At 68.3% G+C, this 19,743-nt stretch carries 18 protein-coding genes and 1 riboswitch; of the genes, 2 read left to right on the top strand and 16 right to left on the bottom strand.

Features of this window, described 5'->3' with window-relative positions; genetic code table 11:
- Positions 1-11 precede the first annotated feature (11 nt).
- The 6 genes from LC438_RS12385 to LC438_RS12410 all read right to left on the bottom strand — a co-directional run bounded on the left by LC438_RS12385 (position 12) and on the right by LC438_RS12410 (position 4,363).
- Positions 12-1,307 (bottom strand): citrate synthase, encoded by a 1,296-nt coding sequence (locus tag LC438_RS12385; RefSeq protein ID WP_105672536.1) that lies wholly within the window; start codon positions 1,305-1,307, stop codon positions 12-14.
- Positions 1,308-1,461: 154 nt separating this feature from the next.
- Positions 1,462-2,574 carry a succinyldiaminopimelate transaminase gene (gene dapC / locus LC438_RS12390; protein ID WP_105672537.1) on the bottom strand — a complete coding sequence of 371 codons (1,113 nt, stop codon included), beginning with the start codon at positions 2,572-2,574 and terminating at the stop codon, positions 1,462-1,464.
- A gap of 3 nt (positions 2,575-2,577) precedes the next feature.
- Positions 2,578-2,898 (bottom strand): ferredoxin, encoded by a 321-nt coding sequence (gene fdxA, locus LC438_RS12395; protein ID WP_091231642.1) that lies wholly within the window; start codon positions 2,896-2,898, stop codon positions 2,578-2,580.
- 9 nt (positions 2,899-2,907) lie between these two features.
- Entirely contained in the window at positions 2,908-3,312 is a 405-nt protein-coding gene (locus LC438_RS12400) for a histidinol dehydrogenase (protein WP_223586732.1), read from the bottom strand.
- A gap of 41 nt (positions 3,313-3,353) precedes the next feature.
- Positions 3,354-3,668: an AzlD domain-containing protein gene (locus tag LC438_RS12405; RefSeq protein WP_223586733.1), complete on the bottom strand. Its 315-nt coding sequence runs from the start codon at positions 3,666-3,668 to the stop codon at positions 3,354-3,356.
- Positions 3,665-4,363 carry an AzlC family ABC transporter permease gene (locus LC438_RS12410; protein ID WP_223586734.1) on the bottom strand — a complete coding sequence of 233 codons (699 nt, stop codon included), beginning with the start codon at positions 4,361-4,363 and terminating at the stop codon, positions 3,665-3,667. Before LC438_RS12410 ends, LC438_RS12405 begins: the two co-directional genes overlap by 4 nt.
- A 93-nt stretch (positions 4,364-4,456) precedes the next feature.
- On the opposite strand from LC438_RS12410, the gene LC438_RS12415 reads away from it, so the two are divergent.
- A complete protein-coding gene (locus LC438_RS12415) occupies positions 4,457-5,005 on the top strand; it encodes a helix-turn-helix domain-containing protein (protein WP_105672539.1) in 549 nt (182 codons plus the stop codon).
- Between the two features lie 90 nt (positions 5,006-5,095).
- On the opposite strand, the gene LC438_RS12420 is transcribed toward LC438_RS12415, so the two are convergent.
- Positions 5,096-5,983 (bottom strand): phospholipase, encoded by an 888-nt coding sequence (locus LC438_RS12420; protein ID WP_223586735.1) that lies wholly within the window; start codon positions 5,981-5,983, stop codon positions 5,096-5,098.
- Between the two features lie 209 nt (positions 5,984-6,192).
- A complete protein-coding gene (gene typA, locus LC438_RS12425) occupies positions 6,193-8,106 on the bottom strand; it encodes a translational GTPase TypA (RefSeq protein WP_223586736.1) in 1,914 nt (637 codons plus the stop codon).
- 102 nt (positions 8,107-8,208) lie between these two features.
- On the opposite strand from typA, the gene LC438_RS12430 reads away from it, so the two are divergent.
- Positions 8,209-8,994 carry a CPBP family intramembrane glutamic endopeptidase gene (locus LC438_RS12430; protein WP_223586737.1) on the top strand — a complete coding sequence of 262 codons (786 nt, stop codon included), beginning with the start codon at positions 8,209-8,211 and terminating at the stop codon, positions 8,992-8,994.
- Positions 8,995-9,003: 9 nt separating this feature from the next.
- Here the strand turns inward: LC438_RS12430 and LC438_RS12435 are convergent, their stop codons facing one another.
- From LC438_RS12435 to gcvT, 8 genes are all read right to left on the bottom strand, one after another.
- Entirely contained in the window at positions 9,004-9,510 is a 507-nt protein-coding gene (locus LC438_RS12435) for a PH domain-containing protein (protein ID WP_223586738.1), read from the bottom strand.
- Positions 9,511-9,569: 59 nt separating this feature from the next.
- Positions 9,570-11,240: an ABC transporter ATP-binding protein gene (locus tag LC438_RS12440; protein ID WP_223586739.1), complete on the bottom strand. Its 1,671-nt coding sequence runs from the start codon at positions 11,238-11,240 to the stop codon at positions 9,570-9,572.
- Positions 11,237-12,172, bottom strand: coding sequence for an ABC transporter permease (locus tag LC438_RS12445; RefSeq protein WP_223586740.1), 936 nt, complete (start codon positions 12,170-12,172; stop codon positions 11,237-11,239). The genes LC438_RS12440 and LC438_RS12445 overlap by 4 nt, the downstream gene beginning before the upstream one ends.
- Positions 12,159-13,091, bottom strand: coding sequence for an ABC transporter permease (locus tag LC438_RS12450; RefSeq protein ID WP_223586741.1), 933 nt, complete (start codon positions 13,089-13,091; stop codon positions 12,159-12,161). The genes LC438_RS12445 and LC438_RS12450 overlap by 14 nt, the downstream gene beginning before the upstream one ends.
- 93 nt (positions 13,092-13,184) lie before the next feature.
- On the bottom strand, positions 13,185-14,834 hold the full coding sequence (locus tag LC438_RS12455) for an ABC transporter substrate-binding protein (protein ID WP_223586742.1): 1,650 nt from the start codon (positions 14,832-14,834) through the stop codon (positions 13,185-13,187).
- Between the two features lie 235 nt (positions 14,835-15,069).
- Complete coding sequence (gcvP, locus tag LC438_RS12460) at positions 15,070-17,898, bottom strand: aminomethyl-transferring glycine dehydrogenase (protein WP_374197888.1); 2,829 nt, start codon at positions 17,896-17,898, stop codon at positions 15,070-15,072.
- Between the two features lie 61 nt (positions 17,899-17,959).
- Positions 17,960-18,337: a glycine cleavage system protein GcvH gene (gcvH, locus tag LC438_RS12465; RefSeq protein WP_105672547.1), complete on the bottom strand. Its 378-nt coding sequence runs from the start codon at positions 18,335-18,337 to the stop codon at positions 17,960-17,962.
- A complete protein-coding gene (gcvT, locus tag LC438_RS12470) occupies positions 18,334-19,440 on the bottom strand; it encodes a glycine cleavage system aminomethyltransferase GcvT (protein ID WP_105672548.1) in 1,107 nt (368 codons plus the stop codon). The genes gcvH and gcvT overlap by 4 nt, the downstream gene beginning before the upstream one ends.
- A gap of 136 nt (positions 19,441-19,576) precedes the next feature.
- Positions 19,577-19,671: riboswitch (glycine riboswitch) on the bottom strand.
- Positions 19,672-19,743: the final 72 nt, after the last annotated feature.

Consider the following 19,743-nt stretch of genomic DNA (forward strand, 5'->3'; position numbering starts at 1 on the left):
CGGTCGGCGGCTCAGCGGGTCTGGAACGTGCGCTCGGGAGACCCTGTGTAGAGCTGCTGCGGGCGACCGATCTTCGTCTGCGGGTCGAGCTGGAGCTCGCGCCACTGCGCAAGCCATCCGGGAAGGCGGCCGATCGCGAACAGCACGGTGAACATCCGCGTCGGGAAGCCCATCGCCTTGTAGATCACGCCCGTGTAGAAGTCGACGTTCGGGTAGAGACGCCGCTCCTTGAAGTAGTCGTCGGCGAGGGCGATCTCCTCGAGCTCCTGCGCCAGGTCGAGCAGCGGGTCGGTCACGCCGAGCTCGGCGAGCACCTCGCCGGCGGCTTCCTTGACGAGCTTCGCGCGCGGGTCGTAGTTCTTGTAGACCCGGTGGCCGAAGCCCATCAGCTTCACGCCCTCTTCCTTGTTCTTCACCCGGTCGACGAAGCGCGACACGCTCTGGCCGGAGTCGCGGATCTGGCCGAGCATGGTGAGGACGGCCTCGTTCGCTCCGCCGTGCAGCGGGCCGGACAGGGCCTGGATGCCGGCGGAGATCGAGGCGAACTGGTTCGCTCCGGTCGATCCGACGAGGCGGACGGTCGAGGTCGATGCGTTCTGCTCGTGGTCCTCGTGGAGGATGAGCAGCAGCTCGAGGGCCTTCGACATGACCGGGTTGACCTGGTACTCCTCGGAGTGAACCCCGAAGTTGAGCTTGAGGAAGTTCTCGACGAAGCCGAGCGAGTTGTCGGGGTAGAGGAACGCCTGGCCGACGCTCTTCTTGTGCGCGTACGCCGCGATCACGGGCAGCTTGGCGAGCATGCGGACCATGTTCAGCTCGACGTGCTCGGGGTTGTGCGGGTCGGTCTGGCCCTCGTAGTAGGTCGAGAGGGCGGCCACCGCCGAGGACAGCACGGACATCGGGTGCGCGGTGTGCGGCAGCGCGGAGAAGAAGCGCTTGAGGTCCTCGTGCAGAAGGGTGTGGCGACGGATCTTCTCGTCGAACTCCGCGAGCTCGGATGCCGAGGGGAGTTCGCCGTAGATGAGCAGCCAGGCGACCTCGAGATAGCTGGTCTGCCCCGCGAGCTGCTCGATCGGGTAGCCGCGATAGCGCAGGATGCCCTTGTCGCCGTCGATGAAGGTGATGGCGGACTTCGTGGACGCGGTGTTGACGAATCCGTAGTCGAGTCCGGTGTAGCCCGTCTGGCGGGTCAGGGTCGAGAAATCGATGCTGTCGTGTCCTGCGGTGCCTCGCACCACGGGGAATTCTGCGGTGGTCTCACCGATCGTCAGCTTCGCCGTAGCCTGCTGCTCTGCCCCTGCGCTCACGCGGGCCTCCTCAAGGGTGTTGATCAAGCCGGAAGTGGCGATGTCACGGCGCACAGCGCCAGGTCGGGTCACGACCGAATCGCCTTTACAGCCTAGTAGCCACCATGACCAACTGTGACATCCGCCAAAAGGACAGCGGACTTCGAGGGAGAACCTACAGATTCTCACCATTCAGGCGACGAGCGGCCTCCAGGATGCGATCCGTCGGAGCCGTCAGCGCCAGCCGGATGTGATCACCGGAGTGGGCGCCGTAGAACGGACCGGGGCCGGCGAGGATGCCGAGACCGGCCAGGCGGTCCATGCTCTCCCAGGCGTCACGCCCCTCGGTCGCCCAGAGATACAGCCCCGCCTCGGATCCGTCGACGCGGAAGCCTGCGGCCTCCAGCGCCGGACGAAGCGCGTCACGACGGGTGCGGTACAGCTCCTTCTGCAGGCGGACGTGCTCTTCATCGCCCAGAGCCACGGCCATGGCGTGCTGCACCGGCGCCGGCGGCATGAGACCGAGATGCTTGCGGGCGGTGAGCAGCTCCCCCACGATGCGCGCGCATCCGGCCACGAAGGCCGCTCGATAGCCCGCGAGATTGGACTGCTTGCTCAGGGAGTAGACGCTGAGCAGATTCGCCCGGCTTCCCCCCGTCACACGGGGGTCGAGGATCGAGGGGATCGGCTCACTCGCCCAGCGTCCGTCCCAGCCGAGCTCCGCGTAGCACTCGTCGCTGGCGAGAACGGCGCCCAGCTCGCGCGCGCGGTCGACGGCGACGCGCAGCTCCTCGACCGTCCAGGTGCGGCCGTCGGGGTTGCCCGGGGAGTTGATCCAGATGAGCTTCGCACCCTCGGGCCATTCCGCGGGGTCGTCGAGGGCGACAGGGGTCGCTCCGGCCACCCGGGCACCCACCTCGTACGTCGGGTACGCGATACGCGGATGCACGACGATGTCGCCGTCGCCGAGTCCGAGCAGCGTCGGCAGCAGCGCCACCAGCTCCTTGGAGCCGATCGTCGGGAGGACGTTCGCGACGGTCAGGTCGCTCACTCCGCGGCGTCGGGAGTACCAGTCGACGATCGCCTCGCGCAGCGCGGGGGTGCCGACGGTCTGCGGGTAGGCGTGCGCGTCCGTGGCCTCCGCCAACGCCCTGCGCACGATCTCGGGCGTCGGATCGACCGGGGAACCGATGGAGAGGTCGACGATGCCGCGTGGATGCTGCGCTGCCCTGTCGCGGTAGGGGACGACCGCATCCCAGGGGTAATCAGCCAGGTCGCGGACGCTCACCGGCTACTCGCCCTGCGGCGGGAGGGCCGAGATGATGGGGTGATCGTGCGCGATGACTCCGACCTTGGCGGCGCCGCCGGGCGAGCCGATCTCGTCGAAGAACTCGACGTTGGCCTTGTAGTAGTCCTGCCACTCCTCGGGGAGGTCGTCCTCGTAGTAGATCGCCTCCACGGGGCACACCGGCTCGCACGCGCCGCAGTCCACACACTCGTCGGGGTGGATGTACAGCGAGCGTTCACCCTCGTAGATGCAGTCAACGGGGCACTCGTCGATGCAGGCACGATCCTTCACATCGACGCACGGAAGGGCGATCACATACGTCACGGGATCAGTCTACGCGCGCGCGTCCGCCTCGGGCGCCGGCGCGGCCGCCTCGGTGCGCACCGGGAGGCGCCGAAAAGAGGGCCACGCCACGGTGAGCAGCACCAGACCGGCGACGATGTAGATCCACACCTGACCGGCCGGCGTGTTCTGGACGACCACGGATCCGCCGGGGCCGACGCCAGAGATCAGCATCAGCATCCCGACCATCCCGAGTCCGGCCGCGACCGTGGCCGCACGGTCATGCGTGAGGGCGCGGATGCCGATCAGGATCGATCCGCAGGCGATCGTGCCGATGATGATCCCGATCGGGACGGGACCCCACATCACGCTGTGGGCGATGGTCCCGGCGACGCCGAAGACACCGCCGACCATCGCCGCGGCGATCCACGACACGATCTTCGAGAGCCACTTCACCCCTCGATCCTACGCGCGCACCCTGTGGACGCAGGGGCGGCTCAGGCGGCGAGGCCCGTGAGGCGCAGCAGCGCGGCGACGAGCGCCGCCGCGAACACCACGACGAGGAACGACTGCCGCAACCACAGCAGCCCGGCGGCGACCAGGAGCGCGGGCACCCGCGCGTCGACGACGACCGCCTGCCCGGCTCCCAGCGTCTGGACCGCGACGAGGGCGGCGAGCAGCGCGACCGTGAGCAGATCGGAGATGCGGGCGGGACGCGGCTCCTCGAGCACCCGGGGAGGCACCAGATACCCCACGGCTTTCAGGGCGAGGCAGATGATGGCGGCGAGCAGGATCGCGCCCCACAGGCTCATGTGCCGGCCTCCGCACGCGGGGCGGGCGCGCTGAACCAGTTGAACCAGCCGACCAGGATCGCGACGAGGGCGGCGACCAGCACGGGGAGCCCCGGCATGATGAACGGGGTGAGGGATGCCGCGACCACGGCCGCGGCGGCGCCCACCGCGATGGCCTGGCGCTGCTTCAGCCGGGGCCACAGGAGTGCGAGGAATGCGGCGGCCGCCGCGGCATCCAGCCCCCACGCCCGGGGATCGCCGAGAACGTCTCCGACGAGCGCGCCGATGAGCGTGGTGACGTTCCAGCCGGCGAAGATGCCGATGCCCGTCACCCAGAACCCGATCCGTCGCAGCCGAGGATCGCTCTGCGAGATCGCGACGGCGGTCGACTCGTCGATCGTGAAGTGCGCGGCCGAGGCGCGATGCATCGCTCCCCCGCCGATGATCGGCGACATCCGCATGCCGTAGGCGACGTTGCGCACACCCAGCAGTGCGGCCGAGGCGACTGCGGACGGCAGGGCGGTGAGTCCGCCGGCGGCGAAGACCCCGACGAAGGCGAACTGCGAGCCGCCGGTGAACATCAGCAGGCTCAGCACACAGGCCTGCCAGACATCAAGGCCTGCCGCCACCGCGAGGGCTCCGAACGAGATGCCGTAGGCACTGGTCGCGAGCACGACCCCGAGCGCCTCCCGCCACACCTCGCGCTCGGCGCTCACGGAGACACTGTTCGATCTGATGAACACATGAACATCATTCTGAACACGCCAGGGCGCATAGTCAAGCGAACGATCGTTTGACATGATGAACACATGGAAGATCTGCGCACCCGCATCGCACGGACCCTGCGTCGAGAGCGGGAGGCCGCGGGGATCTCCGTCTCCGAGCTCGCACGTCGCGCCGGCGTATCGAAGGCCACGGTGTCGCAGCTCGAGAGCGGGGCGGGCAATCCGAGCGTCGAGACGCTGTGGGCGCTCGGCGTGGCGCTCGGGGTGCCGTTCGCCGTGCTCGTCGACCAGCAGTCGCACGCTCCCACCCTGATCCGCGCCGACGACCTCGCCGGGGTGCCGTCATCGGCGGCCGCCTACAGCGCGACACTGCTCTCGGCGAGCCCGCCCGGTGCGCGCCGGGACATCTACCTGATCAAGGCTGAACCTGGAGACGCCAGGAGGTCCGACCCGCATCACCCCGGCACCATCGAGCACGTCGTCCTCATGACGGGTCGGGCACAGGTCGGGCCGGCCGAGGACCCCGTGCTCCTGAACCCCGGCGACTACCTCACCTACCCCGGCGACGCCCCGCACGTCTTCGAAGCGGTCGCCGCGGGCACCAGCGCCGTCCTCATCTCCGAGCTGCGCTGACCCCGGGTCATCGCGAAGGGCGGGCGCCTGCACGAGGCACCCGCCCTTTGCGGCGGTAAGCGCGGCTCACGCAAGCCGCGCGACTCGCGATCAGTACCAGTTGGTGGCCTGGGAGTGGCCCCAGGCACTGCACGGCGTCCCGTACACGGAGGAGATGTAGCCGAGGCCCCAGGCGATCTGCGTGGCGGCGTTGGTCTGCCAGTCGGAGCCCGCGGAGGCCATCTTGCTCCCCGGCAGGGCCTGCGGGATGCCCGTGGCGCCCGACGGGTTGTGGGCCTGGTAGTTCCAGCTCGACTCCTTGTTCCACAGCGAGCTGAGGCAGGAGAACTGGTCCGCTCCCCAGCCGTACTGGCTCGCGGCCATCGACTGGGCAGTGGCCTTCGCCCCGTCAGGGGTGTTCGCCGCTGCGAGGGCCGCTGCCGCCGCGGCTGCCTGCTCCGCTGCCGCGCGGGCCGCATCCTCCGCAGCCTTCTTCTCCTGGGCCGCAGAGAACGCGGACTGCAGGCTGACCGTCGCGGCGACGACCTCGTCCGTCTCCTGGACGAGGTCGGCCGAGCGCACGGCGAGGATCATCGGCGGCATGACGTCGCGCTCCTTGAGCGCATCGATGCCGTCCCGGAGCTCGCTCGTGTCGACGGTCGCATCGATCGGACCGACATCGAGACCCGACGACACGACGTCGGCCGCGAGATTCTCGGCCGCGGTCACGGCGCCTCGCGCCTCCACGAGCGACGTGGAGGCCTCGTCGGCGATCTTCGCCAGCGGCACGGTGCCGGGGATCAGCTGGGCCGCTGCCGGGGTCGGTGCGCCGTTCTCGGCTCCGGCTGCCGATGCGGAGGTGAACCCCACCGTCAGGGCGATCCCGAGGATCGCGGCGGTCGCGGCGCCGAAGAGCAGGGTCGGGCGGCGGGAGGTGACGGCAGCTCGGGCGGATGCCGCTGCGGCGGCGCGCTGAAGCGCACGGGTGTTCTGAAGCATGAAGAGGTCGACTTTCGGGTCGTCGTACGCCCTCGCAGGAGACTCATCGGGAGCTCGTCCCAGGCGCAAGTCTTCGAGTCTGTACGCGCTTCCTGAACGAAAAATCTGTCCGACCTGGACAATTCATGAGAAAAGGGCCCCGTGCGCGCCATCTCGGCGGTACGGGGCCCTTTCGTGGAGGTGCTGGCTAGCGACCTCGCAGGCTATTCTCAGGCGTTCGCGTCCTGACGCTTGAGACGAGAGGTCTCGCGGCCGCGCACGGTCTGGTCGAGGATCACCTTGCGGATGCGAACGCTCTCCGGAGTCACCTCGACGCATTCGTCGTCACGCGCGAACTCCAGGCTCTCCTCGAGGGTCAGCAGACGCGGAGGCGTCATCGACTCGAAGTTGTCGGCGTTCGCCGAGCGCATGTTGGTGAGCTTCTTCTCCTTGGTGATGTTCACGTCCATGTCGTCTGCACGCGAGTTCTCACCGATGACCATGCCCTCGTAGACCTCCTGCGTGGGCTGCACGAAGAAGGACATGCGCTCCTGCAGCGCGATCATCGCGAACGGCGTCACGACGCCCTGGCGGTCGGCGACGATCGAGCCGTTCTGGCGCGTGGTGATCTGCCCTGCCCACGGCTCGTACCCGTGCGAGATCGCGTTCGCGATGCCGGTGCCGCGGGTCGTGGTGAGGAACTCGCTGCGGAAGCCGATGAGGCCGCGCGACGGGACGATGAACTCCATGCGCACCCAGCCGGTGCCGTGGTTGGTCATGTTCTCCATGCGGCCCTTGCGGTTCGCGAGGAGCTGCGTGATCGCACCGAGGTGCTCTTCCGGCGTGTCGATCGTGAGGTGCTCGAACGGCTCGTAGGTCTTGCCGTCGATCTTTTTGGTGACCACCTGCGGCTTGCCGACGGTGAGCTCGAAGCCCTCGCGGCGCATGTTCTCGACGAGGATGGCGAGGGCCAGTTCTCCGCGGCCCTGAACCTCCCACGCGTCGGGGCGGCCGATGTCGACGACCTTCAGCGAGACGTTGCCGATCAGCTCCTTGTCGAGGCGGTCCTTCACCATGCGAGCGGTGAGCTTGTGCCCCTTGACCTTGCCCATGAGCGGCGACGTGTTCGTGCCGATGGTCATGGAGATGGCGGGGTCGTCGACCGTGATCGCCGGGAGAGGACGGACGTCATCCGGGTCGGCGATGGTCTCGCCGATGGTGATGTTCTCGAAGCCGGCGATGGCGACGATGTCGCCGGGGCCCGCGGACTCGGCCGGGTAGCGCTCGAGGGCGCGGGTCTTCAGCAGCTCGGTGATGCGGGCGTTGCTGGTGGTGCCGTCGGCGCGCACCCAGGCGACCGTCTGGCCCTTCTTGAGCGTGCCGTTGAAGACGCGCAGGAGGGCGAGGCGGCCGAGGAACGGGCTGGAGTCGAGGTTGGTGACCCAGGCCTGCAGCGGAGCCTCGTCGTCGTACGCCGGAGCCGGCACGTGCTCGAGGATCGCCTCGAACAGCGGCTCGAGGTCGTCGTTGTCGGGCAGCGAGCCGTCGGCGGGACGGTTCTGCGACGCGGCGCCGGCACGACCGGACGCGTACACGACCGGCACGTCGAGCAGGGCGTCGACGTCGAGGTCGGGCACGTCGTCGACGAGGTCGGATGCCAGCCCCAGCAGCAGGTCGTGGGCCTCCTCCTCGACCTCCGCGATGCGGGCGTCGGGGCGGTCGGTCTTGTTGACCAGGAGGATGACGGGGAGCTTGGACTCGAGAGCCTTACGCAGGACGAAGCGGGTCTGCGGCAGCGGCCCCTCGCTCGCGTCGACGAGCAGCACGACGCCGTCGACCATGGACAGGCCGCGCTCGACCTCGCCGCCGAAGTCGGCGTGGCCGGGGGTGTCGATCACGTTGATCGTGATCTCCTTGCCGTCGGCGTGCTTGCCCTTGTACGTGATCGCCGTGTTCTTGGCGAGGATCGTGATGCCCTTCTCACGTTCGAGGTCGTTGGAGTCCATCGCGCGTTCCTCGACGTGCGAGTGCTCGCCGAACGAGCCCGTCTGGCGGAGCATCGCGTCGACGAGAGTGGTCTTGCCGTGGTCGACGTGAGCGACGATTGCGACGTTGCGGAGGTCTGAACGGAGGGCGTGCGCCATGCAGGAATCCTAAGAAGGTGGTGGGAAACGCCGGGAACCCGACGTTCCAGGATACCGTATGCGCGCAGCCGGTTCCTGAGCGCACGTCGTACGATCGGGGGCGTGACCAGCGTCGACCCGTCCCGCACCCCCTCTCGCGCCCGCATCTGGTGGGAGATCGCCATCGTGCTCGGCCTCGGTCTCGGCCAGTCCGCGGTCTACGCGGTCGTGCAGCTGGCCTACCGTCTGACCGACTCCACTCCCCTCGCGGATCAGACGGCGACGCTGAACCCCTCGCGAAGCGACCGCGAGGTCTTCGACCTCGTCTATCAGGTCCTGTCGATCGGATTCTCGCTGGTCCCCGTGATCCTGGTGTGCTTCCTCCTGTGGCAGAGCTCGCGCCCGCACCTGGGTCGGCTCGGCCTCGACGGCACCAGGATCGGACGGGATGCCGGGCGCGGCATCCTGCTCGTCGTGGCGATCGGCGTCCCCGGTCTCGCTCTGTACCTCGTCGGGCGCGCGAGCGGACTCTTCGTCGCCGTCGACCCCGGAGGGCTCGACGCCTACTGGTGGACGGTCCCTGTGCTGCTTCTCTCCGCCGCGCGAGCGGCGCTGCAGGAGGAGTTCGTCGTGCTCGGCTACCTCTTCGCTCGGCTGAAGCAGCTCGGCTGGGGACCGTGGACGATCGTCCTGGCGACCTCGGCCCTGCGTGCCAGCTACCACCTCTACCAGGGGCCGGGCGCCTTCATCGGCAACTTCGCGATGGGCCTGCTCTTCGGCTGGCTGTTCCAGCGCACCGGGCGCCTGCTGCCGTTCCTCGTGGCGCACTTCGCCATCGACGCGACCGTCTTCGTCGGCTACCCCTGGGCGGCCACCACCTGGCCCGCGCTATTCGGCCTGCCCGGCTGAGCTCGGGTGTCAGGAGTTCGCGATGAGGACCGATGCGACGGCCCAGACGACGATCGCTCCGAGGGCGATGAGCGCCCGCAGGTCCCAGGACCGGACGATCGGAGCATCCGCTTCGAAGGATGCGGTGCGCCACAGCGCGGTGATGTCGGCGAGGTCGTGCTCGCCCCCACGGGGCGGCGTGGGGTCGTCTTCGCGCATCCTGCTGCGCCGCGGACGGGATCGTGCAGGACCGCCGTAGCAGGAGGTCTTGCTCCCGTCCTCGAAGGTGAACTCGAGCTGCCAGCGCAGATCGATGTCCTTCACACGGCTCCAGCCGAACGAGGTGCGCCGCAGCATGTTATGCACGGAGGCGCCGAGATCGTCGACCTGCACGCGGGACACGAAGCTGATCTCGTACAGGACCCACAGCGCCAGCAGCACCCAGGGTGCGAGCAGCGCCGCTTGCGCCCAGCCTGCGCGGACGACGGCGTCGCCGAGCAGGAAGAGCGCGATCAGCCCCGCGAGGACGAGGGTCACGGGCCCGGAGAGCGGACGGAAGGTCCGCCCGCTCTCCGAACCCGAGGGTGAGTTCGCCGTCACTGACCGGCCAACGGGATGGAGGCGCCGGGGATCGCGTGCAGCAGCTTCTCGGTGTACTCCTGCTGCGGGTTCGCGAAGATCTCGTCGACGGTGCCCTGCTCGACGATGCGACCGCGCTCCATGACGCAGACGAGGTCGCTCGACACACGCACGACCGCGAGGTCGTGGGTGATGAACAGGTAGGTGAGATCCAGCTCCGACTGCAGCTCGGCGAGCAGCTTCAGGATCTGGTCCTGCACCAGCACGTCGAGTGCCGAGACGGCCTCGTCGAGCACGACGATGTCGGGCTTGAGCGCCAGCGCGCGGGCGATGGCCACGCGCTGACGCTGACCGCCGGACAGCTCGTTCGGATATCGCGTGATCAGGGCCTGCGGCAGCGAGACCTGATCGAGCAGCTCGAGCACCCGCTCACGTCGGGACGCGGCGTCCCCGATGCGATGGATGTCGAGCGGCTCCGCGATCGTGTTGCCGATGTTGCGCAGCGGGTCCATCGACCCGTAAGGGTCCTGGAACACCGGCTGCATCCGACGACGGAGCGCGAAAGCCTGCGCGGCCGAGAACTTCGACACGTCCTGGCCGTCGACCTCGATCATGCCGCTCGTCGGCTCCTCGAGCTTGAGCACCATCTTCGCGACGGTGGACTTGCCCGAGCCGGACTCGCCGACGAGCGCGAGCGTCTTGCCCCGGGGGATCTCGAACGAGACGTCGTCGACCGCACGGAACGGCTCGCTGCGGAGGAGCCCCTGACGGATCTTGTAGTCCTTCGTGAGCCCCGCGACCCGAACCGTCGGCGGGATCGCCGACAGGTCAGCCAGCGTCTCGATCCCGCGATCCTCGACCTGAGCCTGGATGCGCTGGGACGCGACGCTGGGCGCCGCGGCGACGAGCCGCTTCGTGTACGGGTGCTGCGGATTCTGCAGGATCTCCAGGCTCGGACCCGACTCGACGATGTTGCCGTTGTTCATCACGATGATCGTCGAGGCCCGCTCAGCGGCGAGTCCGAGATCGTGGGTGATGAGCAGCACCGCCGTGTCGCGCTCCTCGGTCAGCGAGGCCATGTGATCCAGGATCACCCGCTGCACCGTCACATCCAGAGCCGAGGTCGGCTCGTCTGCGATGAGCAGCTTCGGGTCGGCCGCGAGGCCGATCCCGATGAGCGCCCGCTGGCGCATGCCCCCGGAGAACTGGTGCGGGTACTGGTGCAGTCGGTTCGCGGCATCCGCGAGCCCAGCCTGCTGCAGCACCTCGATCGCACGGTCCTTGACCTGCTGGCGCCCCTGGGCGAGGCCGTTGGCCCTGATCGCCTCCTTGACCTGGAATCCGATGCTCCACACCGGGTTCAGGCTGGCCATCGGGTCCTGCGGGACGAAGCCGATGTCACGGCCCCGGACCTGCTCGATCTCGTCGCGGCTGAGGGCCGTCAGCTCCCGTCCGGAGAGGGTCACCGATCCCTCGGTGATCCGTCCGGTCCCGGGGAGGAGGTTCACGATCGCGGTGGCGGTCGTGGACTTTCCGGACCCCGACTCCCCCACGATCGCGACGGTCTCGCCAGGGTGGATGTCGAGGTCGATCCCATGGAGTACCTCGCGCATCCCGTCCTGGCCCTTGAACGCGACCTTCAGTCCTCGGACGCTGAGGATCGGCGGCACGCCTTCCTTGCGGGTCATCGGCTCGCCCTCGCTCTCGGGTCGAGGGCGTCTCGGATGAGCTCGCCCAGCATGATGAACGCGAGCACGGTCAGCGTGAGCGCGATCGACGGATAGATCAGCGACATCGGGGCGACGCGCAGAGACGTCTGCGCGTTACTGATGTCACGTCCCCAGGACATGCCGTCGATGCCGACCCCGAGGAACGTCAGGGTGGCCTCCGCCACGATCGCCGCCGCGAGCGACAGCGTCGTGAGCACGAGCAGCGGTGCGATCGCGTTCGGGATGACGTGCTTGATGAGGATGCGGAAGCGCGAGAGTCCGAGAGCGGTGGATGCCGTGACGAACTCCGCCTGCCGCACCCTGAGTATCTCGGCTCTCACGACACGCGCGGTGGACGCCCACGCGAACCCGCCGATGGCGAGGGCGAGGGTGAACACGTTGCGGTACTGCGAGAACACCGTCATCACGACGACGGCCGCGAGCACGTAGGGGATCGAGAAGAAGATGTCGCCGATGCGCGAGAGCAGCGCATCGAGCCATCCGCCGTAGTATCCCGCGATCGCGCCCATGATGAGGCCGATGCCGGAGCCGATGATGGTCGACAGCAGACCGACGCTCAGCGACGTGCGCGCGCCCCAGACGATGCGGGCGTAGATGTCGCATCCCTGGAAGGTGAAGCCGAGCGGATGCCCGGGAGCCGGACCCTCGTTCGAGTTCGCCAGCTCGCAGCCGTCGTTCGGCGGGGTCTGGGTGAACAGCGTCGGCCACACCGCCATGAGCAGCACGAGGGCGACGACGGCCAGCGAGATCCAGAACAGCGGACGACGACGCAGATCGCGCCATCCGTCGCGCCAGAGGCTCGCGGGCTTTCCGGAGACGCGGACCGCGTCCGTGGCGGGCGCCGGCCCAGCGACCGGCGCGACGTAGTGCGAAGAGTTATCGACTGACATAGCGAATCCTCGGGTCGAGAAGTCCGTAGAGCAGATCCACGGCCAGGTTCACCAGGACGTAGATGATGACGAACACGGTCACGAAGGAGACGATCGTAGGTCCTTCGTGCTTGAGCGTGGCGTGGAAGAGGGTGTTGCCGACGCCGGGGATGTTGAAGATGAACTCCGTGACGGTCGCTCCGACCAGCAGCACGCCGAAGTTGGTCGCGGAGTTCGTGATCACCGGGATCAGCGAGTTGCGCAGGACGTGCACGGGGATCACTCGACGGCGAGGGAGCCCCTTGCTGTACGCCGTGCGCACCCACTCCTGGTTGAGCGTGTCGAGCACCGATCCGCGCATGAGCCTCATGCTCGTCGCGAACAGGCTGAGACCGAGCACGAGAGCCGGGAGCCAGAGATCGTTCCAGTCGTTCTGCCCGCCGACCGTCGCTTTGAACCAGCCGAGCTTGATCGCCAGGAAGTACTGCGCGAGGAACGCCACGACGAAGATCGGCATGGACAGGAACACCAGCGACACGACGAGGGCGCCGTGGTCGAAGAGCTTGCCCTTGCGCAGCGCCGAGAACGTGCCGACGACGATCGCGAGGGTGAACTCGATCCCGATCGCCATGATCGCGAGCCGGCCGGTGACGGGGAGCGTACGGGCGAGGACCTCGTTCACGGACTGGCCGGAGAAGGTCGTCCCCATGTCTCCCTGGAAGACACCGAGGATGTAGTAGTAGTACTGCACCAGGAACGGCTGATCCAGGTGGTACTGAGCACGGATGGCATCGATCAGCGACTGAGCCGGAGGCTTGTCGCCGAAGAGCGCGGCGATGGGATCGCCCGGCATCAGGAAGACGAGGGCGTAGATCAGCAGAGTGGCCCCGAAGAACACGGGGATCAGCTGAAGCAGGCGCCGGATGATGTACGAGAGCATCGTTCTCCTTTCGTGGAGGTGACGTACCCATAGGACAAGCCACGAGGCGGCGACGTTGACCGTCGCCGCCTCGCGGCCTATTCTCCCATGGGATTACTTCGTCTTGGTGATCTCGTAGTAGAGCGGCACCGAGTTCCAGCCGAAGGTGACGTTCTTCACCGACTCGCCGTAACCGCCGGAGACGTTCGAGTACCACAGCGGGATCGCGGGCAGGTCCTTCAGGAGGATCTCCTGAGCCTCCTGGTAGTCCTTGATCGCGTCAGCGGAGTCGCTCGACGAAGCGCCCTTCTTGAGCAGCGCGTCGAAGTCGGGGTTCGCGTAGTCGCCGTCGTTCGAGGAAGCGCCGGTCGAGTACAGCGGGAACAGGAAGTTGTACAGACCCGGGTAGTCGGCCTGCCATCCGGAGCGGTTGGCCGTCTGGATCGTGCGCTTGCCATCGGCGCCGCGCTCGTTGACCGTGGCGCGCAGGGTCGCGAAGTCGACGAACGGAGCACCGGAGGCCTCGATGCCGAGCGTGTTCTTGATCGAGTTCGAGACGGCGTCGACCCATGCCTGGTGCGAGCTGTCCGAGTTGTACGCGATCTGGAAGGTGCCCGACCACGGCGAGATCTTGTCGGCCTCGGCCCACAGCTTCTTCGCCTCGTCAGGGTTGTACTTCAGCACGTCGGCGCCCTTGAGGGAGTCGCTCCAGCCGTCGAGCACCGGCGAGGTGAAGTCGCTGGCGGGCGTGCGGGTGTCGTTGAAGATCTTGTCGGTGATCTCTTCACGGTTGATCGACATCGAGATGGCGGCGCGACGCAGCTGTCCCTCTTCGCCCGAGAAGTGCGCGATCTGCTCGCCGATGGTGAACGACTGGAAGATCGCGGCCGGCTGGTTGACGGCACGCTCGCCCAGCTCGTCCTGGAACGTGGCGATGGCGGTGTCCGGGATGGCGTCGATCACGTCGAGCTCGCCCGAGAGGAGGTCGGCGTACGCCGCGTCGAGGGAGGAGTAGAACGTGAGCGTGAGCCCGCCGTTCTCGACCGTGCGGCCGCCCTTGTAGTCGTCGTTCTTGACGAGCGCGATGCTGACGTCGTGCTGCCACGCGCCCTCGCCGTCGAGCTTGTACGGGCCGTTGCCGATCGGGTTCTCGCCGAACTTCTCCATGTCGTCGAAGGCGACGTCGGGAAGCGGGTAGTACGCCGAGTAGCCGAGGCGCGTCGCGAAGTCCGCAGCGACCGGGCTCGTGAGCTCGATCGTGAACGTGTAGTCGTCGACCTTCTTGAGGCCGGTGAGCTCGGAGTCCTCAGCGTCGCTGAAGCCGACGATGTCGCTGAACCAGGACTGGTTGAGCTGCTTGTTCGAGAACAGGGCGCCGTAGTTCCACGCCTTGATAAAGTTGTCGGCCTTGACCTCGGTGCCGTCCGTGAACTTCTGGCCCTTCTTGAGGGTCACGGTGAGCTGCTCGGGGCTGTCGACCTTGATGTCGTCGGCCATGTCGTTGACCAGCGCGCCCTTGCCGTCGTAGTACGCCAGGCCCGCGAAGATCGCGTCGAGGATCTTGCCGCCGCCGACCTCGTTGGTGTTGGTCGGGATGAGCGGGTTCTCCGGCTCCGAGCCGTTCGCCGTGATGATGGCCGTCGACGAGCCGGACGAGTCGCCCTTGTCGGTCTTGTCCGATCCGCCAGACGCGCAGCCCGCGAGCGCCAGAGCGCTAGTCGCGAACAGCGCGATGCCCGCAAGGGCGATCTTGTTGCGCTTCACTTTATGTCCTCCTGTGGACGATTCATCAGGCTGCGCACGCGTCATCGAGTGCGCAGGGATATCTGAGCGTAACCCGGGGCGCGGCATCCGGTCGCACCAAGTGAATGAACCGTTACTGACTTGCGATCATCTGGATACATCCCCGTCACATGACGACACCGCGGGACACAGCAGAACGGCGCCGTGCTCCCCTCGCGGGTCAGGCACGGCGCCGTTCGGCGTCAGACGATGCGGGTCAGGCGAAGGCCTCCACCGGCGGGCAGGCGCACACGAGGTTGCGGTCGCCGTACGCCTGGTCGATGCGGCGCACCGGCGGCCAGTACTTGCCCGCGACGAGCGCGTGAACCGGGTACGCGGCCTCCTCACGGGTGTACGCGTGGGTCCACTCCCCCGAGATCAGCGACACCGCGGTGTGCGGCGCGTGCACGAGCGGGTTGTCGTCGGCGGGCCAGCGCCCGGCGGCCACGGCATCCGCCTCGGCCTTGATCATGATCATCGCCTCGATGAAGCGCTCGATCTCGCCCAGGTCCTCCGACTCCGTCGGCTCGACCATGAGGGTGCCCGCGACGGGGAACGACATGGTCGGCGCGTGGAAGCCGTAGTCGATGAGCCGCTTGGCGACGTCGTCGACGCTGATGCCCGTGGCCTCCTTGAGGGGGCGCAGGTCGAGGATGCACTCGTGTGCGACCCGGCCGCTCTCCCCCGTGTAGAGCACCGGATAGTGCTCGCCGAGGCGCGCGGCGATGTAGTTCGCCGACAGCACGGCCGCGGCGGTCGCATCGCGGAGACCGGCGGAGCCCATCATGCGCACGTACGCCCAGGAGATCGGCAGGACACCGGCCGATCCGTATGGAGCGCCCGACACCGGACCGCCCTCGAACACGAAGCCGCCCGCGTGCTCAGCGCGCTGCGCGAGCGGGTGCGACGGCAGGAACGGAGCGAGGTGCGCCTTGGCCGCGACGGGTCCGACGCCGGGGCCGCCGCCGCCGTGCGGGATCGCGAACGTCTTGTGCAGGTTGAGGTGCGAGACGTCTCCGCCGAGATCGCCGAACCGCGCGTAGCCGAGCAGAGCGTTCAGGTTGGCGCCGTCGACGTACACCTGGCCGCCGGCCTCGTGCACAGCCGAGGTGATCTCCACCACGTCGTGCTCGTACACGCCGTGCGTCGACGGATACGTGATCATCAGCGCCGAGAGCTCCGCGGCGTGCGCGGCGATCTTTGCGCGCAGGTCGGCGAGGTCGACGTTGCCCAGCTCATCGCATGCGACGACGACGACCTTCATGCCGGCGAGCACGGCGGATGCCGCGTTCGTGCCGTGCGCGGACGACGGGATGAGGCACACGGTGCGCTGGTCATCGCCGTTGGCGAGGTGGTAGCCGCGGATCGCGAGGAGTCCGGCGAGCTCGCCCTGAGACCCCGCGTTGGGCTGCAGCGACACCGCGTCGTAGCCGGTGACCTCGGCCAGCCAGCCCTCGAGCTGCGTGATGAGGTCGAGGTAGCCCCCGACGTCGGACAGCGGCGCGAAGGGGTGGATGCCGGCGAACTCGGGCCACGTGATGGCGGCCATCTCCGTGGCCGCGTTGAGCTTCATCGTGCACGAACCGAGCGGGATCATGCCGCGGTCGAGCGCGTAGTCGCGGTCGGCGAGGCTCTTGAGGTACCGCATCATGGCCGTCTCGCTGCGGTGCGCGTGGAACACCGGGTGCGTGAGGTACTCGTCCTGGCGGAGCTGACCCTCGGGGAGGCGTCCGTGATCGGACGCGGCGATGTAGCCGAAGGACCGGCCGCTTCCCGCCGCGAAGAATCCCGCGACACGATCGAGATCGGTGAACGTCGTCGTCTCGTCGACCGAGACGCCGACGGTGTCGCCGTCGACCTCGTGCACGAGGTAGCCCGACTCGTGCGCGAGCGCCGCGATCTCCGAGGCGCGCCCGGGGACGCGGACCCTGAGCGTGTCGAAGAACGCCTCGTGTTCGAGGTCGAGACCGAGCTCGATCAGCCACGTCGCGAGCGCGTCCGCCTTGCGGGCGACGTCGGCGGCGATCGCGCGCAGCCCGTCGGGGCCGTGGTAGACGGCGTACATCGAGGCCATCACGGCGAGGAGCACCTGCGCCGTGCAGATGTTGCTCGTGGCCTTCTCGCGGCGGATGTGCTGCTCACGGGTCTGCAGCGACAGGCGGTAGGCCGGCTTGCCGTCGGCATCCACGGACACGCCGACGAGGCGACCCGGCAGCTGACGCTCGAGTCCCGAGCGCACCGCCATGTAGCCGGCATGCGGTCCGCCGAAGCCCATCGGCACACCGAAGCGCTGCGTCGTGCCGACCGCGACATCGGCGCCGAGCGAGCCCGGCGAGGAGATGAGCGTGAGGGCGAGCAGGTCGGCGGCGACGACGGCCAGACCGCCGGCGAGGTGCGCGGCGTCGATCACGGCGCTCGGATCCCACACGCGACCGGAGGCGGCGGGGTACTGCACGAACACGCCGAACAGCTCGGCCGGCAGCTCCTCCCCCGCGGCGAGGTCGACGGTCACGAGCTCGATGCCGACAGCATCCGCCCTCGTCTTCAGCAGCGCCTTGGTCTGCGGGAAGGCGTCGGCGTCGACGACGAAGACGTTCGAGCCCGACTTCGAGGCGCGACGGGCGAGGAGCATGCCCTCGACCACGGCCGTCGACTCGTCGAGCATCGACGCGTTGGCGGTGGTGAGGCCGGTGAGCTCGGAGACCATCGTCTGGAAGTTGATGAGCGCCTCGAGACGCCCCTGGGAGATCTCGGGCTGGTACGGCGTGTACGCCGTGTACCACGAGGGGTTCTCGAGCACGTTGCGCTGGATCACGCTGGGCGTGATCGTGCCGTAGTACCCGAGGCCGATCATCGGCCGGTTCACCGTGTTGCGCGATGCGAGAGCGCGCAGTTCGGCGAGAGCCTCGGTCTCGCTCGCGGCGCGCGGGATCACGCTCTCGCCGCGCGCCGGAGTGAAGATCGATGCGGGGACGGCCTGGCGCATCAGCGCCTCGACGGGGCTCCCGTCATCGAGCGCGGACTCGACGCCCAGCGCATCGAGCATGATGCGCTGAGCGGATGCCGGGGTTCCGATGTGACGATCGGCGAAGGAGACCACTGGTCGATCAGCCCTCCGTGTGCGCGACGTAGGCGTCGCGGTCGAGCAGTCCGTCGAGCGCCCCGTCGGCGACCTCGACCTTGACGAGCCATGCGTCCTCGAAGGGCGAGGAGTTCAGCAGGGCCGGGTCGTCGACGACGGCCTGGTTGATCTCCGTGATCGTGCCCGCGACGGGTGCGTAGAGCTCGGAGACGGACTTCGTCGACTCCGCTTCGCCGAACACGGCGCCGCGGGCGAACGTCGTGCCGACGGCCGGGAGCTCCACGAACACGATGTCGCCGAGGGCGTCAGCGGCGAAGTCGGTGATGCCGACGGTCGCCACGGAGCCGTCGAGGGCGACCCACTCGTGCTCTTCGCTGTACTTGAGTGCGGTGAGATCGGTCATTTGGTCCTCCGGTAGAAAGGCAGGGCGGTCACGGTCGCGGGGATCCTGGTCCCCCGCACATCCAGGAATACTGCTGTTCCCTCTTCCGCGGAAGAAGGAGCGACGAAAGCCATCGCGATCGGGTGGCCGAGCGTCGGGCTGAGGGCGCCGCTGGTGATCTCGCCGATCGGCGATCCGTCCTCGGCGACGACGGCGTATCCGGCACGGCCCGCGCGCTTGCCCTCGGCGGTCAGGCCGACGAGCACGGGGGCGCCTGCTGCGGCATCCACGCCGTCCTTGCCGACGAAGCGCTCCTTGGCGGTGACGACCACGCGGCCGAGACCCGCCTGGGCCGGCTTGGTGTCGAGGGTGAGCTCATGCCCGTAGAGCGGCATGCCCGCCTCGAGACGCAGCGTGTCGCGGGCCGCGAGGCCTGCGGGGACGAGCCCGTGCGGGGCGCCGGCGGCGAGCACCGCGTCCCACAGAGCAGTGGCGTCGGGGCCTGCGACGAGAAGTTCGAAGCCGTCCTCACCGGTGTAGCCGGTGCGAGCGAGGAGGATGGCCGCGCCGTTGAAGGTGGCGCTCGCCCAGGCGTAGTACTTCTGCTCCGCCCAGGGCACGGAGACGTCGTCGATGCCCTCGGTCGCGGCGAGGATGGCCTCGGCGGCAGGTCCCTGCACGGCGATGAGCGCATAGGCGTCGGAGACGTCCTCGACGACGACCTCGTGTCCGGCGACCCGCTCCCGCAGCGCCGCACGCACGGCCTCGCGGTTGCCGGCGTTGGAGATGATGAGGAAGTCGTCCTCGCCCAGCCGGTAGACGATGACGTCGTCGATGATGCCGCCGGTCTCGGCGAGCAGCAGCGAGTACTTCGCCTTGCCGATCGCGAGCGCCGAGAGACGTCCGGCCAGCGCGTAGTCGAGGTACTCGGCCGCACCGGCGCCGACGATCGTGAACTCGGCCATGTGCGAGATGTCGAAGATCCCGGCGGCCTCGCGAACGGCGTGGTGCTCGGCCAGATCGGACGTGTAGCGCACCGGCATCTGCCAGCCGCCGAAGTCGGTGAACGATGCCCCGAGCGCCTCGTGGCGCTCGCGGAGCGGTGTGTAGCGGGGGTCGGACATGGAGTTCTCCCGGGCTGGAACGGGCGGAACGGCGGCATCGCCGTTCCTTGGAACTCCCCCTCTGTCATGGGCCTGAGAGCTTCACCCGTGGGGGCTTTCACCGTCGGCGGATCGCGAGATCGCTTTTCAGAGTGGCCGGACTCGCGCGGTACGCGTACCTGAGAGATTGGCGGGGAGGCTTGCTCCTTCGGTGCCCGGCTGCGTTCGCCGGGGCTCTCCCGCGTGGGTCATACGGCCTGTGTTCGGTTGTGGGTTCAGTCTAGCGGCTCCGAGCGGTCCGCTCCCGTCGCACTTTGCGTCGCG

The organism is Microbacterium sp. OVT16B (genome assembly GCF_019969705.1).
GTDB lineage: Bacteria > Actinomycetota > Actinomycetes > Actinomycetales > Microbacteriaceae > Microbacterium > Microbacterium natoriense.